The sequence below is a fragment of the Pseudomonas sp. B20 genome (assembly GCF_020515755.1).
GTDB classification, from domain to species: domain Bacteria; phylum Pseudomonadota; class Gammaproteobacteria; order Pseudomonadales; family Pseudomonadaceae; genus Aquipseudomonas; species Aquipseudomonas syringae.
The window spans coordinates 56,026-75,861 of record NZ_JAHPJG010000007.1; the positions used below are offsets into that span (position 1 = coordinate 56,026).

General features: G+C 60.2%; 17 protein-coding genes. 10 read left to right on the top strand and 7 right to left on the bottom strand.

The window, feature by feature from the left end:
- Positions 1-203 precede the first annotated feature (203 nt).
- Positions 204-2,825 carry an RHS repeat domain-containing protein gene (locus LIX91_RS09605; RefSeq protein ID WP_226488400.1) on the bottom strand — a complete coding sequence of 874 codons (2,622 nt, stop codon included), beginning with the start codon at positions 2,823-2,825 and terminating at the stop codon, positions 204-206.
- A 212-nt stretch (positions 2,826-3,037) separates the two neighbouring features.
- On the opposite strand from LIX91_RS09605, the gene LIX91_RS09610 reads away from it, so the two are divergent.
- Positions 3,038-3,502, top strand: a complete 465-nt coding sequence (locus LIX91_RS09610; protein ID WP_004419040.1) for a hypothetical protein — start codon at positions 3,038-3,040, stop codon at positions 3,500-3,502.
- Positions 3,503-3,517: 15 nt separating this feature from the next.
- Positions 3,518-4,336: an SDR family oxidoreductase gene (locus LIX91_RS09615; protein ID WP_226488401.1), complete on the top strand. Its 819-nt coding sequence runs from the start codon at positions 3,518-3,520 to the stop codon at positions 4,334-4,336.
- 74 nt (positions 4,337-4,410) lie between these two features.
- Here LIX91_RS09615 and LIX91_RS09620 read toward each other — a convergent pair whose 3' ends face one another.
- From LIX91_RS09620 to LIX91_RS09635, 4 genes are read right to left on the bottom strand one after another with little or no spacing between them, the layout of a single operon-like run.
- Complete coding sequence (locus LIX91_RS09620; RefSeq protein ID WP_226488402.1) at positions 4,411-5,271, bottom strand: HlyD family secretion protein; 861 nt, start codon at positions 5,269-5,271, stop codon at positions 4,411-4,413.
- A gap of 25 nt (positions 5,272-5,296) precedes the next feature.
- Complete coding sequence (locus LIX91_RS09625) at positions 5,297-5,497, bottom strand: DUF1656 domain-containing protein (RefSeq protein ID WP_226488403.1); 201 nt, start codon at positions 5,495-5,497, stop codon at positions 5,297-5,299.
- Complete coding sequence (locus tag LIX91_RS09630) at positions 5,487-7,673, bottom strand: FUSC family protein (RefSeq protein ID WP_226488404.1); 2,187 nt, start codon at positions 7,671-7,673, stop codon at positions 5,487-5,489. The genes LIX91_RS09625 and LIX91_RS09630 overlap by 11 nt, the downstream gene beginning before the upstream one ends.
- Positions 7,670-9,166, bottom strand: a complete 1,497-nt coding sequence (locus LIX91_RS09635) for an efflux transporter outer membrane subunit (RefSeq protein WP_226488405.1) — start codon at positions 9,164-9,166, stop codon at positions 7,670-7,672. Before LIX91_RS09635 ends, LIX91_RS09630 begins: the two co-directional genes overlap by 4 nt.
- A gap of 183 nt (positions 9,167-9,349) precedes the next feature.
- Between LIX91_RS09635 and LIX91_RS09640 the strand changes: the two genes are divergently transcribed.
- Both LIX91_RS09640 and LIX91_RS09645 read left to right on the top strand, forming a co-directional pair.
- Positions 9,350-10,297, top strand: a complete 948-nt coding sequence (locus LIX91_RS09640; RefSeq protein WP_002552240.1) for a LysR family transcriptional regulator — start codon at positions 9,350-9,352, stop codon at positions 10,295-10,297.
- Between the two features lie 87 nt (positions 10,298-10,384).
- Positions 10,385-11,359 carry a 2-hydroxyacid dehydrogenase gene (locus tag LIX91_RS09645; RefSeq protein WP_003316953.1) on the top strand — a complete coding sequence of 325 codons (975 nt, stop codon included), beginning with the start codon at positions 10,385-10,387 and terminating at the stop codon, positions 11,357-11,359.
- A 50-nt stretch (positions 11,360-11,409) separates the two neighbouring features.
- Here LIX91_RS09645 and LIX91_RS09650 read toward each other — a convergent pair whose 3' ends face one another.
- The gene (locus LIX91_RS09650) at positions 11,410-12,312 is read right to left on the bottom strand and encodes a DMT family transporter (RefSeq protein WP_226488406.1); all 903 of its coding nucleotides are present in this window, start codon (positions 12,310-12,312) and stop codon (positions 11,410-11,412) included.
- Positions 12,313-12,448: 136 nt separating this feature from the next.
- Here LIX91_RS09650 and LIX91_RS09655 point away from each other — a divergent pair, with 136 nt between their 5' ends.
- The 5 genes from LIX91_RS09655 to LIX91_RS09675 all read left to right on the top strand — a co-directional run bounded on the left by LIX91_RS09655 (position 12,449) and on the right by LIX91_RS09675 (position 18,411).
- Positions 12,449-13,324, top strand: a complete 876-nt coding sequence (locus LIX91_RS09655) for an AraC family transcriptional regulator (protein ID WP_003408842.1) — start codon at positions 12,449-12,451, stop codon at positions 13,322-13,324.
- 290 nt (positions 13,325-13,614) lie between these two features.
- A complete protein-coding gene (locus tag LIX91_RS09660) occupies positions 13,615-14,118 on the top strand; it encodes a sigma-70 family RNA polymerase sigma factor (protein ID WP_100072279.1) in 504 nt (167 codons plus the stop codon).
- Positions 14,115-15,092, top strand: a complete 978-nt coding sequence (locus LIX91_RS09665) for a FecR domain-containing protein (RefSeq protein WP_226488407.1) — start codon at positions 14,115-14,117, stop codon at positions 15,090-15,092. The genes LIX91_RS09660 and LIX91_RS09665 overlap by 4 nt, the downstream gene beginning before the upstream one ends.
- A gap of 268 nt (positions 15,093-15,360) precedes the next feature.
- Positions 15,361-17,709 (top strand): TonB-dependent Fe(3+) dicitrate receptor FecA, encoded by a 2,349-nt coding sequence (fecA, locus tag LIX91_RS09670; protein WP_100072281.1) that lies wholly within the window; start codon positions 15,361-15,363, stop codon positions 17,707-17,709.
- A 273-nt stretch (positions 17,710-17,982) separates the two neighbouring features.
- The gene (locus LIX91_RS09675) at positions 17,983-18,411 is read left to right on the top strand and encodes an HPF/RaiA family ribosome-associated protein (protein WP_003408787.1); all 429 of its coding nucleotides are present in this window, start codon (positions 17,983-17,985) and stop codon (positions 18,409-18,411) included.
- A 125-nt stretch (positions 18,412-18,536) separates the two neighbouring features.
- Here the strand turns inward: LIX91_RS09675 and LIX91_RS09680 are convergent, their stop codons facing one another.
- A complete protein-coding gene (locus LIX91_RS09680) occupies positions 18,537-18,785 on the bottom strand; it encodes a hypothetical protein (protein WP_226488408.1) in 249 nt (82 codons plus the stop codon).
- 465 nt (positions 18,786-19,250) lie between these two features.
- On the opposite strand from LIX91_RS09680, the gene LIX91_RS09685 reads away from it, so the two are divergent.
- Positions 19,251-19,583: a DUF3509 domain-containing protein gene (locus LIX91_RS09685; RefSeq protein ID WP_226488460.1), complete on the top strand. Its 333-nt coding sequence runs from the start codon at positions 19,251-19,253 to the stop codon at positions 19,581-19,583.
- The last annotated feature ends 253 nt before the right edge of the window (positions 19,584-19,836 follow it).

Sequence of the window (19,836 nt, forward strand, 5' to 3'; positions counted from 1 at the left end):
GAGAGGTGTTGAGGGTTTTTAATTTATTTCACTCTCAAACCTCACAACTTAGTAGAAACGCCATCAGGCGGTCTTTTTATTAAGCACCCGCTGCATCAGACTTCGCTTTTTCCCAAAAGAAGCCGTTCCTTGATCAATATGTTTTTGTACAGAAATTTTTGTTTGTGCAACACGGTGTAAAAAAGCGTCTATTTCCGCGTCCTTCAATGTCGAACCCGACTGAGCAATAATCTTCCGCCACTCCCCCCTCCAATACTGTTAAATGCGGCCCATCGGTCCACATCAAAAACGCTCAGAAGGTCTATATTTTCAAGCGTGTACGCCTGATTGTTTATTGTTGAGAACGTCGATTCGTGATCTATCAGATACACACTGCCGTCCTGCCGCCAAAGTTGATTACCTGAGTTATCATCTATTTGATTCACCAGATAGTAAAAAAATTTGGCATCTTCCGGAAACTTAACTCCCGAAGTTGTGTTTTTTTTCCCACCTACGATCATTTGTTGAACCGCTATTTTTGCCTTGGCGATGGTGGGAGGAACAAGGTTTAGCTTTAATTTATGACTTACTATAAAAGCCAACTCCTCACGCTGAGCGCCCGTACTAAAATTTACTTTTTTAATAATTAACTTAATACTGCTATCCGGCACATCCATTGTCAATAGCGTATTATTAAGCCTATTATCAAATCTTTTGGCATCACTTATTTTTGTAACCCTCATCAATGAAACCAACCACTCATTTATCGATGCTACATCGTTGAAAGCTCGCGCTTCACGAGCTAAAGTTTGAGCCTCTAAATAGGAGCCGCTGCGGATTGCTGCCAATACCTTCGGATTATTTATTTTTTCAAAAGGGAATGGTGTCAACCCGCCGATATCGACAAACACAATCGGGCTGTTGGCACTGAAATTAAAAAAATTCAAACCGCTTTCAACGCCCGCCGGGTCCGGATTGATCCAGCGCTGTAACCACGGCGCGTAATACCGCAGCCCGTAATAATAAAGCCCTGTCGCATCCCGCTCCTTGCCTGAGTAACGCACGGTCTTGTAACTCGCCTCAATCGCATTGCGCCCCGCCCACCATGACGTGCCTCCGAACGGGTAATAACTTTCCTGACTGACACGCTGCGCCTGTCCATCCAGTTCCAGCGTGCCGGACCCCAGGTGGTCGTTCAGGGTGTAACGAGTCTGATCATTTTCAAGCGCGTCGGGCTTTCCAGATGCCCAATGCAGCACGCGCACGTTATTGCGCCCGGCCCGGGCCACAACAACGTGCAGGGTTTCGCCAGTGGCCGTATCGGTACGGATTTCAAGACCGGGCAGGTAACGTACATCGGCCGTATGGGTCATGGTTTTGGCCTGCGTGGTACGCACCTTGCGCAGGCGCTGGCCACTGGCGTCGTATATATAGCGTTCGCTGTCGTCCGAACCGTTTTCGCGAACGACGGGGCGCACGTGCTGCAACTGGTTGCGTCGGTCCCAGCTCAGGTTTTGCCCGGCTTGCAGCGCAAGCAGATTACCGTTGGCATCAAAGGCAGCAGCAATTTCTGCTTCGTCAGGTATGTGGCCATTGATCACCGGCAGACTGCGGTTGCTGCAACGTGCGGTGACCAGCGTGCGCGAATGGGACTGCGTGCCTGTATGGGTAAGCTGCTGCAGGTTGCCGCCGGCATCATAGCGATACGTCTGCGTGTAATCAGCCAGCGTCGAAGGATCGGCAGGACTCTGGAAACCAGGCAGCACCGGGCCGTGATTAACGACTGCCCATTCCCTGCCCGAGGCTTCGATCAGTTGATAAAGCGTGTCGTATTGATAGGTCGAAACCGAGTCGATGCGCTGACCTTTGGAGATGGCTGGCAGAGCACGATCATCGACACGGATTACATTACCGACCGGGTCATAGTCGTAACGCAAATCCTGCAACAACTGCCCATTACTACGCGTGGCATTCAACGCCAGCAAGCGACCGTCTTCAGTGTCATACCGCGCCGTGCTGATCACACCATTGCCAGCCGTTTCCGACACCACCCGCTGCTGCGCGTCGTATTGAATGGCACTGACCAGAACCTGTTCGGCCTGACCGTTGAGCTGTAAACGACTGTCTTTCAACTGCCCTGCAACGGTGTAACCCAGACATTGAACATTGCCCTGCGCATCGCGTTGCCAGGTGATCTCGTTCAACGGGTTGTATTGCCAGCACGTGGTTGCGCCGTCGCCGGGCTCCAGCAAGGCATCACGCCCGGTCAACGACTCGGGCCAGTCAGGCTCATTGGCAGAGTGCAGAAAGCGCCGCGTTTGCCTGATCACATTTCCCGAAAGACCGTACTCATCGTCAAGCAGCGTGCCTGCCGGATCATCATGACGAATCAACTGACCGCACTGGTTATACGCGATCGAATCAGGGCCGCCGTAAAGCAAGCGCTCAACGCAGTGTTCATCTTCAAAAACCTCGATGGGCCTTAGCAGCGCGTCATACCCCGTACGTCGCACAACGCCCCGAGCGTCCCAGGCCTCCAGCACCTGCCCGGCCTCACCCGCCAACAAAACCCGCCAGCCCGCGTCCACACTGTCACTGGCCAGCACCTGACCGCTGAGCGAATGAATGACGCTGAGATTGGCGGGTGCCCGATCAGCCCACAGGCGCGGGTCCCAACAGCTGACAGGTCGCCCCGCCATGTCGAAGGACGCATGGCTGGTACGGATTTGCGGCTCGATATCGCTACTCGTACGGCATAGCGCAATTGACCCCACAGGCAACCCGCGTGGATCCACCAACTGTAATGCCGGCGTGTGCTGATGAAGGGCAATCGAGCATTCAACCATGACTGGCACCTGCAGCAAGTCCGACGACGCTGGAAAATTCCGCGCTGTCCCACACTCTAGATAAGTGGCGCCGTTGCGCCTACTGACACTTATGCCAGTGGCACAACAAGGGCAGACTGCAGCGCTCTCCGCGCCGACGCCTTGCCCATTGGTCAACGCCTGCCCAATGTCTGTAGTATCTCTGACATTGCATCTTGCTGGAGACCCGCCGCATGTTGATCGGCATCCTGTTAATCCTCACCTGGCTGATCCTTCTGCTCCGTTATCCGGCGAAGGCCTTGCCCGTCTCGCTGGCCGCGGCGGTCGCGCTCGGGGCGGTGGCGGCTATCGTCATCTGGCAGGACAGTCGGGAAACGCGCCAGCTTGAGCATCTGGATATCCGCCTGAGTTACAACCCGCAAGGCTGTCCGGCAGATCGTCCGTTGCAGGTCAGCATCACCAACACCAATCAGGTCACCCTGCAGGAACTGCGTTGGCGAATCGCGGCCTATGCGCCTGGTGATTCGGTGAATCTGATCGACAACACCTACGCGTCCGCACGCTATCGCGGCCCCGGTGAACTTCAGGCCAAAGGCACGTGGCAGGATTGCGTGCCGGTGCCGGCACTGCGCAATGGATACCGCCCGCAAACCCTGGAATTTCGCGCAGAACATCTACAAGGCAGTTTCTCGGACTGACCACAAGGATCCCACATGCCCATCGCTTTGATTACAGGCTGTTCCAGCGGAATCGGCCGTGCTCTGGCCGACGCGTTCAAGGCCACTGGCTATGAGGTCTGGGCCACTGCGCGCAAGGCCGACGATGTCGCGGCACTCAGTGCAGCGGGTTTCATCGCTGTACAACTGGACGTCAACGACAGCCTGGCGCTGGAGCAACTGGCCGCCGGTCTGGAGCACAGCGGCCTGGATGTGTTGATCAATAACGCTGGCTATGGCGCGATGGGGCCTCTGCTCGACGGCGGTGTGCAGGCCTTGCAGCGGCAGTTCGAAACCAACGTGTTTTCCGTCATCGGGGTGACCCGGGCGCTGTTTCCGGCACTGCGCCGCAACAAGGGGCTGGTGGTGAACATCGGCAGCGTATCCGGTGTGCTGGTCACGCCGTTCGCGGGGGCTTACTGTGCGTCGAAGGCGGCGGTGCATGCGCTCAGTGATGCGCTGCGTCTGGAACTGGCGCCGTTCGGCGTCCAGGTGATGGAGGTTCAGCCCGGCGCGATTGCGTCGAGCTTCGCACAGAACGCCAGCCACGAGGCCGAGCAGTTGATCAGCGAGCAATCGCCCTGGTGGCCGATTCGCGAAGGCATTCGTGCACGCGCCAGGGCGTCTCTGGACAACCCTACCCCCGTCACCGAATTCGCTCGCGACTTGCTCAAGGCCGCGCAACACACCCATCCGCCACGCCTGCTGCGCCTGGGCAACGGCTCACGGCTGCTGCCGCTGATGGCGTGGTTGCTGCCCAAAGGGCTGCTGGATATGGGCCTGAGAAAACGCTTTGGGCTGAACGCTGATCTGTAGCCGAGCCTTGTCACTATCGTGCCAATGCTCCGCGTTGGCATGCCATTCTGGACGCTCTGCGTCCTCCACTCTGATCAGCCGTCCACCGGCCTGACGATCACTGTGCAAGTCATCCCCGCCGCCAGCAATACATCCTGCGGTACCTGATCCAGATGAATACGCACCGGCACGCGCTGGGCCAGACGCACCCAGTTGAAGGTCGGGTTCACGTCGGCGATCAGTTCGCGGCTTTGCGGGTTGTCACGGTCGTAGATGCCGCGTGCGATGCTTTCGACATGGCCCTTGAGCACCTCGCCGCTCATCAGTTGCAGGTCAGCAGGATCACCCACTTTCAGGTGCGGCAGCTTGGTTTCCTCGAAGAACCCGTAGACCCAGAACGAGTTCATGTCGACCACGGCCATCTTCGCCTCACCGATGCGTGCATAGTCGCCGCGATGAACATTGAGGTTGGTGACGTAACCGTCCACCGCCGCCAGTACCCGTGTGCGGGACAGGTTGAGCTCGGCCGCCTCCAGTTGCGCCTGGGCAAACTGGTAATCGGCCAGGGCCGAGGTGGCTACGTTGCTCGCGTCGTCACGATTTTCCGCCGAGATGACCAGTTCATCCATGTCGGCACGCCGCCTGGCATTCAGTTTGCGCATTTCCCAGGTCGCCTTGCGTGAAGCCAGCAACGCCTGCGCCTGCTTCACGGCGATCCGGTAATGCTCCGGGTCGATCTGCATCAGCAGATCGCCACGCTTTACCCACTGGTTGTCATGCACCGGGACGTCGACCACGGTGCCGGACACATCGGCGGCCACGTTGATGATATCGGCACGCACCCGGCCATCGCGGGTCCATGGGCTATCCATGTAGTCGACCCACAACGTACGACCGATCCAGAGTGCGATTGCCAGCACCAGCAACGTGGCAGACAGACTGAAGAACTTTTTCATCCAGAGATTTTTCCCGACTCAGGCGTCAACGATAAAGGGCCAGCGCAAACGCGCCGAAGATGCAGATAAACAGGCTCAGACGCAGCAAGGCCGGGTGCCAGAAATATCGATACAGGTCAAAACCGGCCAGCAGTCGATCCAGCGCCCATGCCAGAACCACGGCCAGCAGAAAGATCAGCGTGAGGGTCGGCATGTACAGGCCGTGGAAGGCTATTTCACGTGGCATGGGCGGCTCCTGAAACGGTTCGCGCAACGCTGTAAACGGCCAGCGGCGATTGCGGGTCCAGCAGCGAGGTGCGGATAAAGTGCAGGTAGCTTTTTACCCGGCGCAGCACCGACGTATCGAAATGCGAGGCGAAGGGTTCATCAGCCTCCTGCACCCGCTTGATGGCCTGATCGACTGCCGACAGGCAGCGCTGCAGATTGACCGCATCAGGCTGAATGAACAGCCGCACCAAGGCGCGCCCCATGACTCGCAGCGCGATGCGCCAGGGCTGGTACTCGGCGTAGGCAGGGTGAATCGGCAGCAGCGCCTGTTCATGGCGCAGCTCGATAATGGCGTGGCCGATTTCCAGCACCACGAACATCCAGCGCAACAACTCGCGCTGAACCAGCGGTTTGCCGATCGCCAGGCCATACGCCTGATGCATCAGGTCGCGGGTCTGGCTTTCGAAACTTGAGCCCAGACGCTTGAGCGGCGCGCTGATCGCAAACACCACCTGATTGCGCAAGGCCTGTTCCAGGCGTTGCCACATCCAGCGGCTGTTGGGCGGCAGGATGATTGCCCCGGCAGCGGCACAGATCAGCATGCCGACGACCATCGCGATGTAATCGTTGATGAAGGTGTAGGGGTCGTAGACCGTCAGGTTGTCCGGCACCGAGCCCAGGCTGAAAAAAATCAGCAGCCCCAGGCCGTATCCTGTCCACTGAGGGCGTGAACCCAGGTACGCGCCGAGCACAAACACCGGTGCCAACAGCAGGCACAGCAGCGGAAAACCGTCGATGTACGGGAACAGAAAAAACGTTTCGATAAAGCCCGACAACGCGCCGAGCAATGTACCGCCGGCCATTTGCAGCGACATGCGTCTGGGGTTGTGGGTGGTCGACGACAGCGCAACGGTGGCCGCCGAGGCCAGGACCATGCTCGCGCCGCTGGGCCACGCCGTCAGCACCCAATACACACTCATCAGACCGACCACGCAGGTCGCCCGGGCGCCGGCTGCCAGCGCGGTCATCCAGTGGGTACGCGGTACGAACGAGCCCTTCCACTGTTCACGCTCATGGCTGTGGTCGGCCAGTGATGCGTGGGTTCGTGCGTAGTCGAGCAACTCGCTGAGCAAGCGGTACAGCAGCTCGAACGAGGTGTGAAAGTCCAGTCGTTCGGCGTCGCTGGGCAAGGTGCGCTCCAGCTCGGCGCGCAGGCTTCTGACCCGCTCGGGAAAGTGCGCCCTGCACGACTCCAGACGGGTGACCAGCAGCGCCGCGTCATCGTTGGTCAAGGCGCGGTCGGCGAAACCGTCGAGTAGCTCTGCAAGGTGTTCAAGGCCGGGATCGATATGCTTCAACACCTGATCGGCCTGTTCGAGGCGCAGACGCTCGAGCAATTGGTGCAGGGCATTGAAGCGCGTGGTGACCGCCATGAATTCGCTGTTCAAACGGTTGAGTCGACCGTTGCGGCGACGCATGTGCGGGTCTTCGAATACCGTGACGCTGCGCAGCCCTTCAAGACCGATGGCCTCGGCCACAAAGCGTACGTTGCCGGTTTCAAATTCGGCGCGTGAGATATCGCCGCGCAGGCCGTTGACCACGAAGCGCGCGAACCCGCCGAAGCGCAGATACAGCGCGTTGCGCATCGCAGCGCTGGAACTCTGCGGCAGCACCGCTGCGCTGATGGCCGTGGAGCACAGGATGCCCAGGCTAATTTCCACTACCCGCCACACCGCCGACATGAACGAACCTTCCGGATGCGCCAGCGCAGGCAGCCCGACCATGGCTGCGGTATACCCGGCCAGCACAAAGCCGTACGCGCGAAAGTTGCGATAGCGCGCCGCGCCGGCCGAGCACAGACCGACCCAGAGCGCGAGACTGCCGAGAAACGGCAGCGGATTCTGCGCAAACAGGGCCATCAACAGCACCATCATCGCCGAGCCGGCCAGCGTCCCCAGCAGGCGATAAAAACTCTTGGCGAACACCTGCCCACTCTGTGGCTGCATGACGATGAACACCGTGATCATCGCCGTGTGCGGCTGCGGCAGTTCCAGGCGCAGTGCCAGCCAGTAGGTGAGGAATGCGGCGAGCAGCACCTTGAAGATGTAAACCCAGGTAACCCCGTCACTGCGCGCCCAGCTGTGCCATTCGCGACGCCACGGCAGGTCGGTGATGCGCTGTAGCGAGGCGATCATTGCCCGCCCTCAGACTCGGCGACGGTGTGTGCGAAATGACCATTGGGATTGCCATTCCCTCCACCGGCACCGCCCAGCGCCACCACCAGCCCGGCGTAGGCTTCCAGCCGCGCGGCCTCGACCTGTTGCTGAACCTGCTGCTGGCGAAACAACTGCGTGCGCGCATTGAGCACATTCAGGTAATCGGTCAGGCCGCGCTGCCAGGCGATCAGGGCAATGTCGTAGGTCTTTTGCGCCGACGCCACCGACTCGGCGGCGAGTGCCTGCTGCTTGTCCATCGAGGCGCGCCGAATCAACTGGTCGGAGACATTTTTCAACGCCATGACCAGCGTCTGGTTGTAATGCGCCACGGCCTGATCATAAGCAGCCGACGCCCGGCCCAGCTCGGCCCGCAAGCGTCCAGCGTCGAAGATCGGCAGGCTGATGGCCGGCCCGACCTTGTAACCCAGCTTGCTGCCGGTCAGAAACTCGAGCATGCCACCGCCCGTGGCCATGTAGCTCAGGCTGCCGACCAGATCGACATTGGGATAAAAGCCCGCATGTGCAACGTCGATACCGCGTGCCTGCGCCGCCACCTGCCAGCGCGCAGCCACCACGTCAGGTCGCTGACCGAGCAGTTCGGCGGGCAATGCCGAGGGCAATGTCAGCGCGGTGTGCAACGACAGCGCAGGCCGCTGCAACGCCGCGCCCTGCCCCGGTCCCTTGCCTGCCAGCGCAGCCAGTTGGTTGCGACTCAACGCGATGGCCTCTTGCAGCGCGTCGATCTGCCGATGCGCCTCAGGCAGCGGAGTTTGGGCCTGACTGACGTCGAAGTGCGTGCCGATCCCGCCCTTGAGGCGACGCTGCGCCAGGTCGAGTATCTGTTGCTGCTGGGCCAGGGCCGCCTCGGCGATATCCAGTCGGGCGTAGTCGAGGGACAGCCGGATGTAGGCGCGGACCACGTTTTCCTGCAATTCGAGCTGCGCCTGACGCTGCTCGGCAGCACTCACGTGCGCCAGATCAACGGCCTGCTCGCTGGCGTTGCGTTCACGTCCCCACAGGTCCACTGCGTAGCTCAGGCCCAGCGACGCATTGTTGTCCCAGGTGCGAGTATCGGCCAGCGCGCCGGGGCCATAAAACTGATCCTCGGGCCAGTCGTGACGCATCAGGCTGGCGTCGCCTTGCACTTGCACAGACTCGGCGGACTCGGCCACCTGTGCCATCGCCTTTGCCTGACGCACACGAGCTGCGGCAAGTGCCAGACTCGGGCTGCCCAGCGTCGCCATCTCGACCCAGCGGTCCAGTTGCGCGTCGCCGTAGGCACGCCACCATTGCGCTGCGGGCCAATGGGCGTCGAGGGTAGCGCTCTGAATCGCCTGATCGGTGGCCAGGCTGTCAGCGTGCAGAACACTGCCCTGCGGTGTGATTCCATGCGTTCCGATACAGCCGCTGAGGACCAGCGTAAAAGCCAGAAGACCGACGGGCCAGAGCCCTCTGATGATGCGACGCGGCACAGCTGCAAGTTCCCGAACGAAGGTGACACACCTTGAATGGCGGCGATTCTAGGCGGCACTCGACGCGGCGATAAGCGGGGAGATTTGTGAATCTTTGTTACTGAAACGGCGATAATCCTTTGGTCTGGATACATGCATCCGTTACTTCATGTCACAATTTGCCATCTACTCAGAGAAGTACCCATGGACACCCTGCAAAACATGCGTGCCTTCAGCTGCGTGGCGCAAGCGGGCAGCTTCACTGCTGCCGCCGCCGTGCTGGATACCACCACCGCCAACGTCTCGCGTGCGGTCTCCAACCTTGAAGCACATTTACAAACGCGCCTGCTCAATCGCACCACCCGACGCATTGCCCTCACTGAAGCAGGCAAGCGTTATCTGTTGCGCTGCGAACAGATTCTCGCCTCGGTAGAAGAAGCCGAGGCCGAAGCCAGCGACGCTCATGCCCGCCCGGCCGGACAGCTCAAGGTGCATTCGATGCCCGGCGTCGGCCAGCATTATGTGATTGATGCGATTGCCCGTTACCGGCGCAACCACCCGGACGTCGCGTTCGACCTGACCATGACCCACCGCGTGCCGGACTTGCTGGAAGAAGGCTATGACGTGTCGATCGTGCTCGCCAGCGAGCTGGCCGACTCGGGCTTTGTGTCTCAGCGCCTGGGCATTACCTACAGCATCGTGTGCGCGTCGCCCGAGTACGTGAAAACCTTCGGCATGGCCCACAAGCCTGCCGACCTGCTGAATCATGCGTGCCTGCGTCTGGTGAGCCCGGTGTTCCCGCTGGACAAGTGGCTGTTCGATGGTCCTGAAGGCCAGGAGATGGTCACCATCAACAGCTCGCCGCTGCTGGTCAACTCTGCGGATGCGATGAAGACCGCGATTTCCAGCGGCATGGGGATTGGCATCCTGCCGATCTACTCGGCGATCGAGGGGCTGCGCAACGGCACTCTGGTGCGCGTGCTGTCCGATTACCGCTCGCAAGAGCTGAACCTGTACGCCATCTACCCGTCACGCCAGTATCTGGATGCGAAGATCAGAACCTGGGTTGAATACCTGCGCGGTTCCCTGCCGGAAATTCTCGCTGCCGATGAAGCGGATCTGCATGTGCAGGCCCTCAAGTCATCGTTCTGACATCGTACAACTGCAAAAAGCGGCTGCCAAAGAGCGGGGAGGAATGTTAGCGTGCTACTCATTCAACCGCTCAAGAGTGACTGCCCAATGAAAAAAACCGTACTCGCCTTCAGCCGTGTTTCTCCTGAAATGGCCGAGCGCCTGGCGCAAGACTTCAACGTGATCGTGCCCAACCCCAAGCAGGGTGATATCAACGCGCAGTTTGCAGAAGCCTTGCCTGAATCCCACGGGCTGATCGGCGCAGGCCGCAAGCTGGGTCGCGAGCAACTGCAGAACGCGACGAAGCTGGAGGTGGTGTCCAGCATCTCGGTGGGCTACGACAACTATGACGTCGAGTACCTGAGCGAGCGCGGCATTCTGCTGACCAACACGCCGGATGTACTGACCGAAAGCACCGCCGATCTGGGCTTCTCGCTGATCATGAGCAGCGCGCGCCGAGTGGCCGAACTGGACGCCTATACCAAGGCCGGACAGTGGACGCGCAGCATCGAACCACCGCACTTCGGCACCGATGTGCATGGCAAGACGCTGGGTATTGTCGGCATGGGCAACATCGGCGCAGCGATTGCCCGCCGTGGTCGTCTGGGTTTCAACATGCCGATTCTGTACAGCGGCAACAGCCGCAAGACCGAGCTCGAACAGGAACTGGGCGCACAATTTCGCAGCCTCGATCAATTGCTGGCCGAAGCGGATTTCGTCTGCCTGGTCGTACCGCTGAGCGAAAAGACCCAACACTTGATCGGCCGCCGCGAGTTGAGCCTGATGAAGCCCGGCGCGATCCTGGTCAACATCGCCCGCGGCCCGATCGTCGATGAACCTGCGCTGATCGAAGCGCTGCAGAACGGCACCATTCGCGGTGCCGGTCTGGACGTCTACGAAAAAGAGCCGCTGAGCGAATCGCCGCTGTTCCAGTTGAAGAACGCGGTGACCCTGCCGCACATCGGCTCAGCCACCACCGAAACCCGCCAGGCCATGGCCGACCGCGCCTACGGCAACCTGCGCAGCGCGCTGCTCGGTCAACGACCGCAGGACCTGGTGAACCCGCAGGTGTGGAAAGGCTGAGACCGCGCCTCTCTCGCAGTGCAGGGCCGCTGTGCAGGATAGACACCGACTCAGGCCAGTTTGCCGCCGACCACGACGGCAACCGGCCTGATCCTCCTGAACACCAGTACGTTGCCGACCATCACCAGCACCAGCCCCAGCAGGGCCGCCAGCGTCCACTGGTAGCCTTCGACCCACGTCGAGATGTTCAGCGCCACAATCGGGAACAGCACGGTGCAGTAAGCCGCGCGTTCCGGGCCCATGCGTCCTACCAGGGTCAGGTAGGCAGTGAATGCAATCACCGAGCCGGGGATCACCAGAAACAGCAGTGAGCCTACGTAGCGCGTGTTCCATTCGAAGCTGAACGGCGTGCCGCTCAGCAGGCAATACATGCCCAGTATCGTCGCCCCGTAGAACATGCCCCAGGCATTGGTGGTCAACGGGCGCAGGCCGGCTTTTTGTTGCAGGCTCGACAGCATGTTGCCGGCCGAGAAGCACAGTGTGCCGAGCAGGGCCAAACCCAGCCCGATCAGGGTCTCGCGGCTGGCGCTGTGCCCGGACAGTTCGGGCCAGAACAGGCAGGCCAACCCCAACAGGCCCATGGCGCCACCGGCCAGCACATTGCGGGCGATTTTCTGGCGAAAGAACACCCGTGCGTTCAGCGCATTCCACAGCGTCGAGGTCGAGAACACCACCGCGATCAGGCCGCTGGGTATCCACTGGCTGGCCGTGTAGAAGCACATGAAGTTGACACAGAACAGGCACACGCCCTGCGCCAGGCAAATCAACTGGCCGCGACGATTGACCGGCTGCAGACGCTTGCTCAGCAGCAGGAATGCAAACAGCACCAACGCCGCCAGGGCGAAGCGGTAGACGATCGATACCGGAATCGCGACATCGCCGAGTTGAAGTTTCAGGGCGATCCAGGTGGTGCCCCAGATCAGCACGGTCAGCAGATAAAGCGAGAGGTTCATGGTGCAGGCTCCTTGATGAGCCATCAGTCTGCTGCGTGCCGGCCTGCCAGCGCTTGCACAATCTTGCGCATTTGCTTCAAGCGCTGCTGGCAGCGGCGTCGCCAGCGAGTAGGATACAAATCCTAGAGGAATCGTCATGCCCGCCATTGAATCCATCCAGGTCTTTCAGGCCCTGAACAGTTCACCCAATGCCAATCTGGAGCAAAGCGCGCCGCTGGGCGACGGGCTGGTGGCGGCGTTGTGGAACAATCGGCATGACTCGCAGGAGTATCACGCACCGACCCACCATACCTTGTCGTGCTATATCGAGGATGGCACCGGGACCTTTCGCCGCGGCAGACCCGACCAGAAAGGCGCGCCGGGCAAGTTGTGCATCTTGCCTGCCGGCCATGAGTCCGCCTGGGTAGTGAACGGCGAGATCCGTCTGGCGCATCTGTATTTCAGCCCGGAACAGTTTGCGTTGGGCTGCGTGACCCTGCTGGATCGCGAGCCGCGCGAGATGCAGCTGCGGGAAAACACCTTTCTGGAAGACCCCGCACAGGCGGCACGCTTCCGGCAGCTGATTCGCCTGAACTGGGCAGAACCGGGCGAGCGCCTGCTGACCAGCAGCCTGGCGCACGAGATGGTCAGCCATGCGCTGCTCAATCAGGCAGGCCTGCGCGAAGGGCTGCGCTTGAAAGGCGGTCTGGCGCCGCACCTGCGCCGGCATCTGGTGGACTTCATCGAAATGCATCTCGCCGACCCGTTGAGCCTTGGTCAACTGGCCGGCCTGTGTGCGCTGTCGGAATATCACTTCGCACGCATGTTTCGCGAAAGCTTCGGTTTGCCGCCGCACCAGTATCTGTTGGCGCGGCGTATCGAGCAGGCGCGCCAGTTACTGCGCGGCACCGGCAAGCCGCTGGGCGAGATCGCGCTGGCATGCGGGTTCGCCAGCGCCAGCCATTTCAGCAACCGTTTTCGTCAGGCCGTGGGGGCGACACCGGGTGAGTACAGAACGGCGTTAGGCCAATAGCTGACTCACCGCTGCCCAGCCGCAGTTGCTCTCGCCACACGTTACGCCCCGGGTTCTGGCTTTTACCGTGCGTTTGCCGGCAGCGGGCGGCTTGCGGTGGTGACATCCATCAATGGGTCTGCATTGGTTCAGGAAACCTGGGAAGCCGTTCGCGACGAAAGCCAGCGGTATGCGCCATTGATCCTGAACGGGATAAATGAACCGCAATATTAATGATAAATATTCTCATACGCAAAAGAGTCTGCCAGAATCCACACCACCAATGAGTCCCCGTGGATTGTTCCCCCGTGATGCCCGTCGCCCACTCCGCTCTCAATCACACTGTCGAAGGCCTGTACAGGGCACACAACGCCTGGCTGACGACCTGGTTGCGACGCAGACTCGGCTGCCCGCACAGCGCGGCGGACCTGGCGCAGGACACCTTCATCAAGGTGCTGGGCGCACGCGATACATCGCAAATCGTCGAGCCGCGTGCCTTTCTGACGACGATTGCCAAACGCGTGCTGTGCAATCACTACCGGCGTCAGGACCTGGAGCACGCCTACTATCAGGCACTGGCCGAACTGCCGGAGCGCGTGGCGCCTTCGGAAGAAGAGCGGGCGATCATTCTCGAAACCCTGGTCGAACTCGATCAACTGCTGGACGGCCTGCCGCCCTTGGTCAAGCGGGCGTTTCTGCTGTCGCAGGTGGACGGTTTGAGCCATGGCCGGATAGCTGCCGAACTGGGGATTTCCATCGCCACGGTCAAGCGCCATCTGCACAAGGCCGCCCTGCGCTGCTATTTCGCCCTATGAACCCGAACAACGAGTCCCTGAACAAATCCGACATCTCGCCTGCCGTAGCACAGCAGGCCGTTGGCTGGCTGCTGGAAATGCAGGAAGGCACGCTGGATGCCCGTCGTCAGCACGCCTGGCAGCTGTGGCTCAATGGCAACGCCGAGCACCAACGGGCATGGGCGCACATGCAGCGGGTCAATCAACGCCTGAGCGGACTGTCCTCGCCGCTGGCGCATGCGGCACTCAATGCGCCGAAGTCCGCCAGCCGTCGGCATGCGTTGAAGCTGCTGTTGCTGCTCGGCGCAGGCTCGGCAGCGGGCTGGAGCCTGCGCGAGCAGATCGCCCTGCAACCTTTGCTGGCCGACTACGACAGTGGCGTGGGCGAACAGCGCAAGGTGGCGTTGAGCGATGGCAGCCAGGTGCAACTGAATACGGTCAGCGCGGTGGATGTGCGTTTCGATGCACAGCAGCGCCTGATCGAACTGCTGCAGGGCGAAATCCTCATGACGGCCTCGGCGGAAACGCGCCCGTTGAACCTGTTGAGCGCGGAAGGCACGGTCAGGGCCTCGACCGGCGCCAGTCGTTTCAACCTGCGTCAACTGAATGGGCGCACGCAGTTGGCCGTGTTCGCCGGAGCCCTCGAAGTAGCCCCTGCCGGCAAGAGCGGCCCCGGTTTGATGCTGCAGGCCAGCCAACAGGTGACGTTCAGCCGTGATGCCTGGGACAAGGTTCGCCCGTTGGACGCAGGCAGTGGTGCCTGGGCGGACGGGATGCTGGTGGCGTCGCGCATGAGGCTGGCGGATTTTCTCGCAGAGTTGAGTCGCTACCGCCGCGGCCGTCTGAATTGCGATGCGAGGGTTGCAGGGCTGCTGATTTCCGGCAGCTACCCGCTGGCCGACAGCGAGCGCATCCTCGATATGCTCGAACTCGCCCTACCGGTGCGCGTGCAGCGCTTCACGCGGTATTGGGTGAACGTGCAGGCGCGGGTTTGATCGTGATTGCTCGTTCCCACTTTTCAGTGCTCATGTGGACATACGCGTCTTGGAGAGCCCGAAATGCAGGGCTGACACTACGCTGACTATCGTTCCCACTCAGCGTGGTAATGCCGTTCGTGACGGCCTGCGTCACACAGCGGTTTTTGGATGTCAGGTGGATTTGCGCTGGCCGGCTAAAATTTTTCAAAAAGCGTGAGCTGTTTTTCGATCCTCGCGTGACAGACAGGGAAAGCCTCTCTCAACCTTCCGGTCAAAGGACTCCCGCATGTCAGCCCGCCCTACTCAACTTTCACCGCTGGTGCGCACATTGCGCCATGTCATTTTCGGCGCGAGCCTTTCGGTTGGCAGCCTGTCTATGGCGCAAGCCGCCGAGGTCGCCCCCAAGGTGTATCACATTGCGCCGAGCGAGCTTGAAGCGGCGTTGAACCAGTTCGGTCGTGAGTCCGGCGTGCTGATTTCCTATGGTTCGCAGATTACCAGCGGCCTGAAAAGCCGTGGCCTGGAAGGTCAGTATACGCCCGAGCAGGGACTCAACGCCTTGCTCGAAGGCACCGGCCTGCAGGCCACGACCGATGGCAATAACGGCTTCACTTTGCAACCGGTCAATGCGGCTGGCGCGCCGATCGAGCTGGGGGTTTCCACGGTGGTCGGTGACTGGCTGGGCGCTGCACAGCAAACCAACGTTTTCGAACATGCCGGCGCACGTGATGTGATTCGTCGTGAGGAATTCGAGCGGGTCGGCGCGACGTCGGCGCGTGAAGTGCTCAATCGCATTCCAGGCGTGAATGCGCCGGACAACAACGGCACCGGCAGCCATGACATGGCGCTGAATTTCGGTATTCGCGGCCTCAATCCACGCCTGGCGTCGCGCTCTACCGTGCTGATGGACGGCATCCCGGTGCCGTTCGCGCCCTATGGCCAGCCGCAACTGTCGTTTGCGCCGATCAGCATGGGCAACATGGACGCAGTCGATGTAGTGCGTGGCGGTGGCGCAGTCCGTTACGGTCCGCAGAACGTGGGTGGCATCGTCAACTTCGTGACCCGCGCGATCCCCGACGCCCCCACTCTCAAGGGCGGCATACAAACCGAGACCAGCCCGTCTTCCAGCCACGATGGCTTCAAGACCACCGGCAACCTGCTGGCCGGCGGCACTGCGGACAACGGTCTGGGCGGCGCGATTCTGTATTCCGGCGTGCGCGGCGGCGACTGGCGCGAGCACAGCGATACCGAAATCGATGACCTTATCCTCAAGGGTAAATACCAGATCGACGACGCCAACAGCCTCAACGCCATGGCGCAGTACTACGATGGCGAAGCGCAGATGCCCGGTGGCCTCAGCGTCGCGGACTACGATGCCGATCCGTACCAGTCGACACGCCTGAAAGACAAGTTCTGGGGCCGTCGCACCATGTTCAATTTCGGCTATCGCTACGAACAGGACGCGCGCGTCTTCACCGCCAACACGTTCTTCACCAAGACCCTGCGCAGCGGCTATCTGGATCAGGGCAGCTTCGTCTCCCTGTCGCCCCGCGAATACTGGGTGCGTGGCCTGGAAACACGCTTCTCGCAAGGCTTTGCGCTGGGCGAAACCTGGCATGAAGTCGGCATCGGCTATCGCTACGTCAACGAGGCCGGTCACGAACTGCGCTACCGCGAGCCGGTCACCGGCGACCTGCCGACCACCGCCAGTCGCAATGACCGCGACACACGCGGCGCGACCGAAGCGCATGCGTTCTACATCGACGACCGTATCGATATCGGCAAGTGGACCATCACGCCGGGCATTCGCTACGAGATGATCGACACCGCACAGAACAACAACCTGACCAACGCCCGATACCAGGGTGACTACAGCACCGCACTGCCCGCGTTGAATGTGCTTTACCACCTGACCGACACCTGGAACCTGTACGCCAACACCGAAGGCTCGTTCGGCAGCGTGCAGTACAGCCAGATGCCTAACCGCGTCACGGGCGATGAAGTCAAACCGGAAAAAGCCCGCACCTGGGAGCTGGGCACACGCTACGACAATGGCAACCTGCGGGCCGAGATCGGCGCGTTCCTGATCAATTTCGACAACCAGTACGACAGCAACCAGACCAACGACACGGTGATCGCACGTGGCGAGACGCGCCATCAGGGCATCGAGACCAGCGTCAACTATGCGCTGGAGGGCCTGAGCCCGGCGCTGGCCGGCTACGATGTCTACGCGACCTACGCCTTCGTTGACGCCACGATCCGCGAAGACGGCCCGAACAAGGGCAACCGCGTGCCGTTCTCGTCAAAGCACAAGGGCACCATGGGCGTCAGCTACACCGAAGGGCCATGGAAGCTCAATTTCGACAGCTCGTTCCAGAGCGACCAGTTTGCCGACAACGCCAATACCTCCGCTGAAAGCGCCGACGGCAGCACAGGCAAGATCCCTGGGTACATGCTATTCAGCACCCGCGCCAACTACGACTTCGGCCCGCAACTGTCTGACCTCAACGTCGCGGTCGGGATGAAGAACATTTTCAACCGGCAGTACTACACCCGCTCGTTCGACGACAACAACCGCGGCAAATACGTCGGCGAACCGCGCACGGTGTACGTACAGACGTCGGTCGCGTTCTAGTTTCGGACGCCAGAGCGCGAGAGAAGTGTTCGCCCGGACACTTCTCGTTCCTCACGCTTCGCATGGGAATGCCGTTCTGGACGCTCTGCGTCCGCTCCTGATTCACAGCCTCGCGGCAAGGCAACCCTTTTTTGCTGCGAAATATTTCTTACACATTGGGGTTGAATTGTCAGGCCATTGCCGCCAACACTGTGAATGAGCGCAAACGAAAACGATTCCGACAGGAATCACGCAGTCCAGCCTCGCACGAGCAAGCCCTAATAAGGATTAACTATGCAAATCCAGGTCAATAGCGATAATCACATCGAAAGCAGTATCCGACTGGAGGAGTGGGTTCGTACCACCGTTGAAAGCACGCTCGAACACTACGATGAAAACCTGACCCGCGTGGAAGTCCACATCCGCGACGAAAACGGCGAAAAGCCTGGCCCGCACGACATCAAGTGCCAGATGGAAGCTCGCCCCAAAGGACACCAACCTATTTCTGTTTCCCACAAGGCCGATACGGTAGATCAGGCTGTGGATGGCGCTGCTGTAAAACTCGATCATGCCCTCGAGCATCTGTTTGGCAAACTGCGCGGCAAACGAGGCGCCGCACCGACCATCGCCGAACAGGATGAAGATCCGGTCAGCCCGGACGCGCTGCTCGAAGAAGAATTTCTGGAAAAAGAGCAGGAGAAAGAAGCCGCTCGTCTGACCTGATGATTCACTGACACGTTTTGCAAGAAAAGGGCGAACCGGCAACGGTTCGCCCTTTTTGTTTGCCACGGGCCGGCAAGCGCACCACAAACGGTCGCTGCACAGCTTTGGCCACCTTGACCCATCGCTCACCTCACAGCCATTTTGATCGCCGGGTGCCGTCCATCGAATTTAACATTCAGCGTCGGGCAGCCCGAGCGCTGCACCTGACCGCCCTCGGCGAGCAAAAAATCATCCCGCTTCTCCTCCATCAGCGTGCGGGTCTGCCGTTCATACCAACAGGTGTTCAACAGCTCCGCAGCACGACGCTCAACGTCAGAAACTGGACAGTGGGAGATTACGGTTTCGACCCCGTCTTTACGAATCTCTGACGTCAAGATTCGGTTGCCGGAGTGTCAGACAATCACTCGAAAAAGTCATAGGCAAAACGCATTCGCGAGAGGAGCAGGCGATGTCCGGGAGCTGTTCGTCGCCCGGTTTGGAGAGCACTTTTTTCAACCCTACTGACCGGCTCGTCCTGCAGCAAAGCCAACCAGGAAGCGACTGCGCAGTGCTCCCGCTCGGCGGCTTCTGGCGCATCGCCCCTGCAATATGGCCCGAACCATGCAAAGCCCTGTAGTACGCGCCACGAGGCAGGCCATCAGGACGGCCACTTTCTGGCGCGAACTGAACGTCGTGAATGCGTCAAAGCTTCTCTAAACGAAACCCTGTCATCAACGCGAAAGACGACAGCAACACCGTCAGCAGCAAGCGCAGGAGTAACGCAACCGCTGATCAGTCGTCGAGAACCAAAAGGACTACTACCCGGTCAACTTATGCAGACCATTGAGCAGGTGAATGATATGGACAATCCTTTTCAGATGATCACGGACACGTTTCACCCAGACTATCGGGTGAATCTGAGCATTCAAGGGTTGGATGGCAGCATCATGCTGACCTTGTCCAACGAACGCGGAGTCGTTGCCAAGCGTTTGATCAGCGCTGCCCAACGCAATGACCCACAACGCCTGCGCAAGCTGATAGAAAGCGTGCAATTCGGCATCGCCATCGAACGTGGCGAAAGCGCGATCAAGATCCTTGCGGCGATGACCGACGGCGCGACGCTGAAAAAGCCCCCTGTTCCGGCCAATGGTCTATGGCCGCAGAGCTTGGCAACAGTGAATGCCGGGGCTTGATTCACGCCTGCCCTCCCCCTCTGTGCAGTGCCGTTTTAGGCGCTGCATGGAGCAAGAACAGGTTGATGCCTTTCAATACTCTCCAGCCTGCTTGAACGGGCTTTCCCCCCAGTAAAACCGGCCTTTCGCTATCATTCCCCCTCCCTCCTCTTCAGCAAAAGTACAGATACATCCTGCTACAACAATCCTTGCGCAGAAACATTCGAGCGACTGGGCACTGAGTTCAGCGCCACTGCACCTGCGGGTGATTCCG

Bases quoted from the DNA above. Each gene is read 5' to 3' on its own strand.
- LIX91_RS09655 (WP_003408842.1), top strand. From the start codon at position 12,449: ATGCCCGCCATTGAATCCATCCAGGTCTTTCAGGCCCTGAACAGTTCA.
- LIX91_RS09675 (WP_003408787.1), top strand. From the start codon at position 17,983: ATGCAAATCCAGGTCAATAGCGATAATCACATCGAAAGCAGTATCCGA.
- LIX91_RS09615 (WP_226488401.1), top strand. From the start codon at position 3,518: ATGCCCATCGCTTTGATTACAGGCTGTTCCAGCGGAATCGGCCGTGCT.
- LIX91_RS09610 (WP_004419040.1), top strand. From the start codon at position 3,038: ATGTTGATCGGCATCCTGTTAATCCTCACCTGGCTGATCCTTCTGCTC.
- LIX91_RS09605 (WP_226488400.1), bottom strand. From the start codon at position 2,825: ATGGTTGAATGCTCGATTGCCCTTCATCAGCACACGCCGGCATTACAG.
- LIX91_RS09640 (WP_002552240.1), top strand. From the start codon at position 9,350: ATGGACACCCTGCAAAACATGCGTGCCTTCAGCTGCGTGGCGCAAGCG.
- LIX91_RS09660 (WP_100072279.1), top strand. From the start codon at position 13,615: ATGCCCGTCGCCCACTCCGCTCTCAATCACACTGTCGAAGGCCTGTAC.
- LIX91_RS09685 (WP_226488460.1), top strand. From the start codon at position 19,251: ATGGACAATCCTTTTCAGATGATCACGGACACGTTTCACCCAGACTAT.
- fecA (WP_100072281.1), top strand. From the start codon at position 15,361: ATGTCAGCCCGCCCTACTCAACTTTCACCGCTGGTGCGCACATTGCGC.
- LIX91_RS09620 (WP_226488402.1), bottom strand. From the start codon at position 5,271: ATGAAAAAGTTCTTCAGTCTGTCTGCCACGTTGCTGGTGCTGGCAATC.
- LIX91_RS09625 (WP_226488403.1), bottom strand. From the start codon at position 5,497: ATGCCACGTGAAATAGCCTTCCACGGCCTGTACATGCCGACCCTCACG.
- LIX91_RS09630 (WP_226488404.1), bottom strand. From the start codon at position 7,673: ATGATCGCCTCGCTACAGCGCATCACCGACCTGCCGTGGCGTCGCGAA.
- LIX91_RS09665 (WP_226488407.1), top strand. From the start codon at position 14,115: ATGAACCCGAACAACGAGTCCCTGAACAAATCCGACATCTCGCCTGCC.
- LIX91_RS09650 (WP_226488406.1), bottom strand. From the start codon at position 12,312: ATGAACCTCTCGCTTTATCTGCTGACCGTGCTGATCTGGGGCACCACC.
- LIX91_RS09645 (WP_003316953.1), top strand. From the start codon at position 10,385: ATGAAAAAAACCGTACTCGCCTTCAGCCGTGTTTCTCCTGAAATGGCC.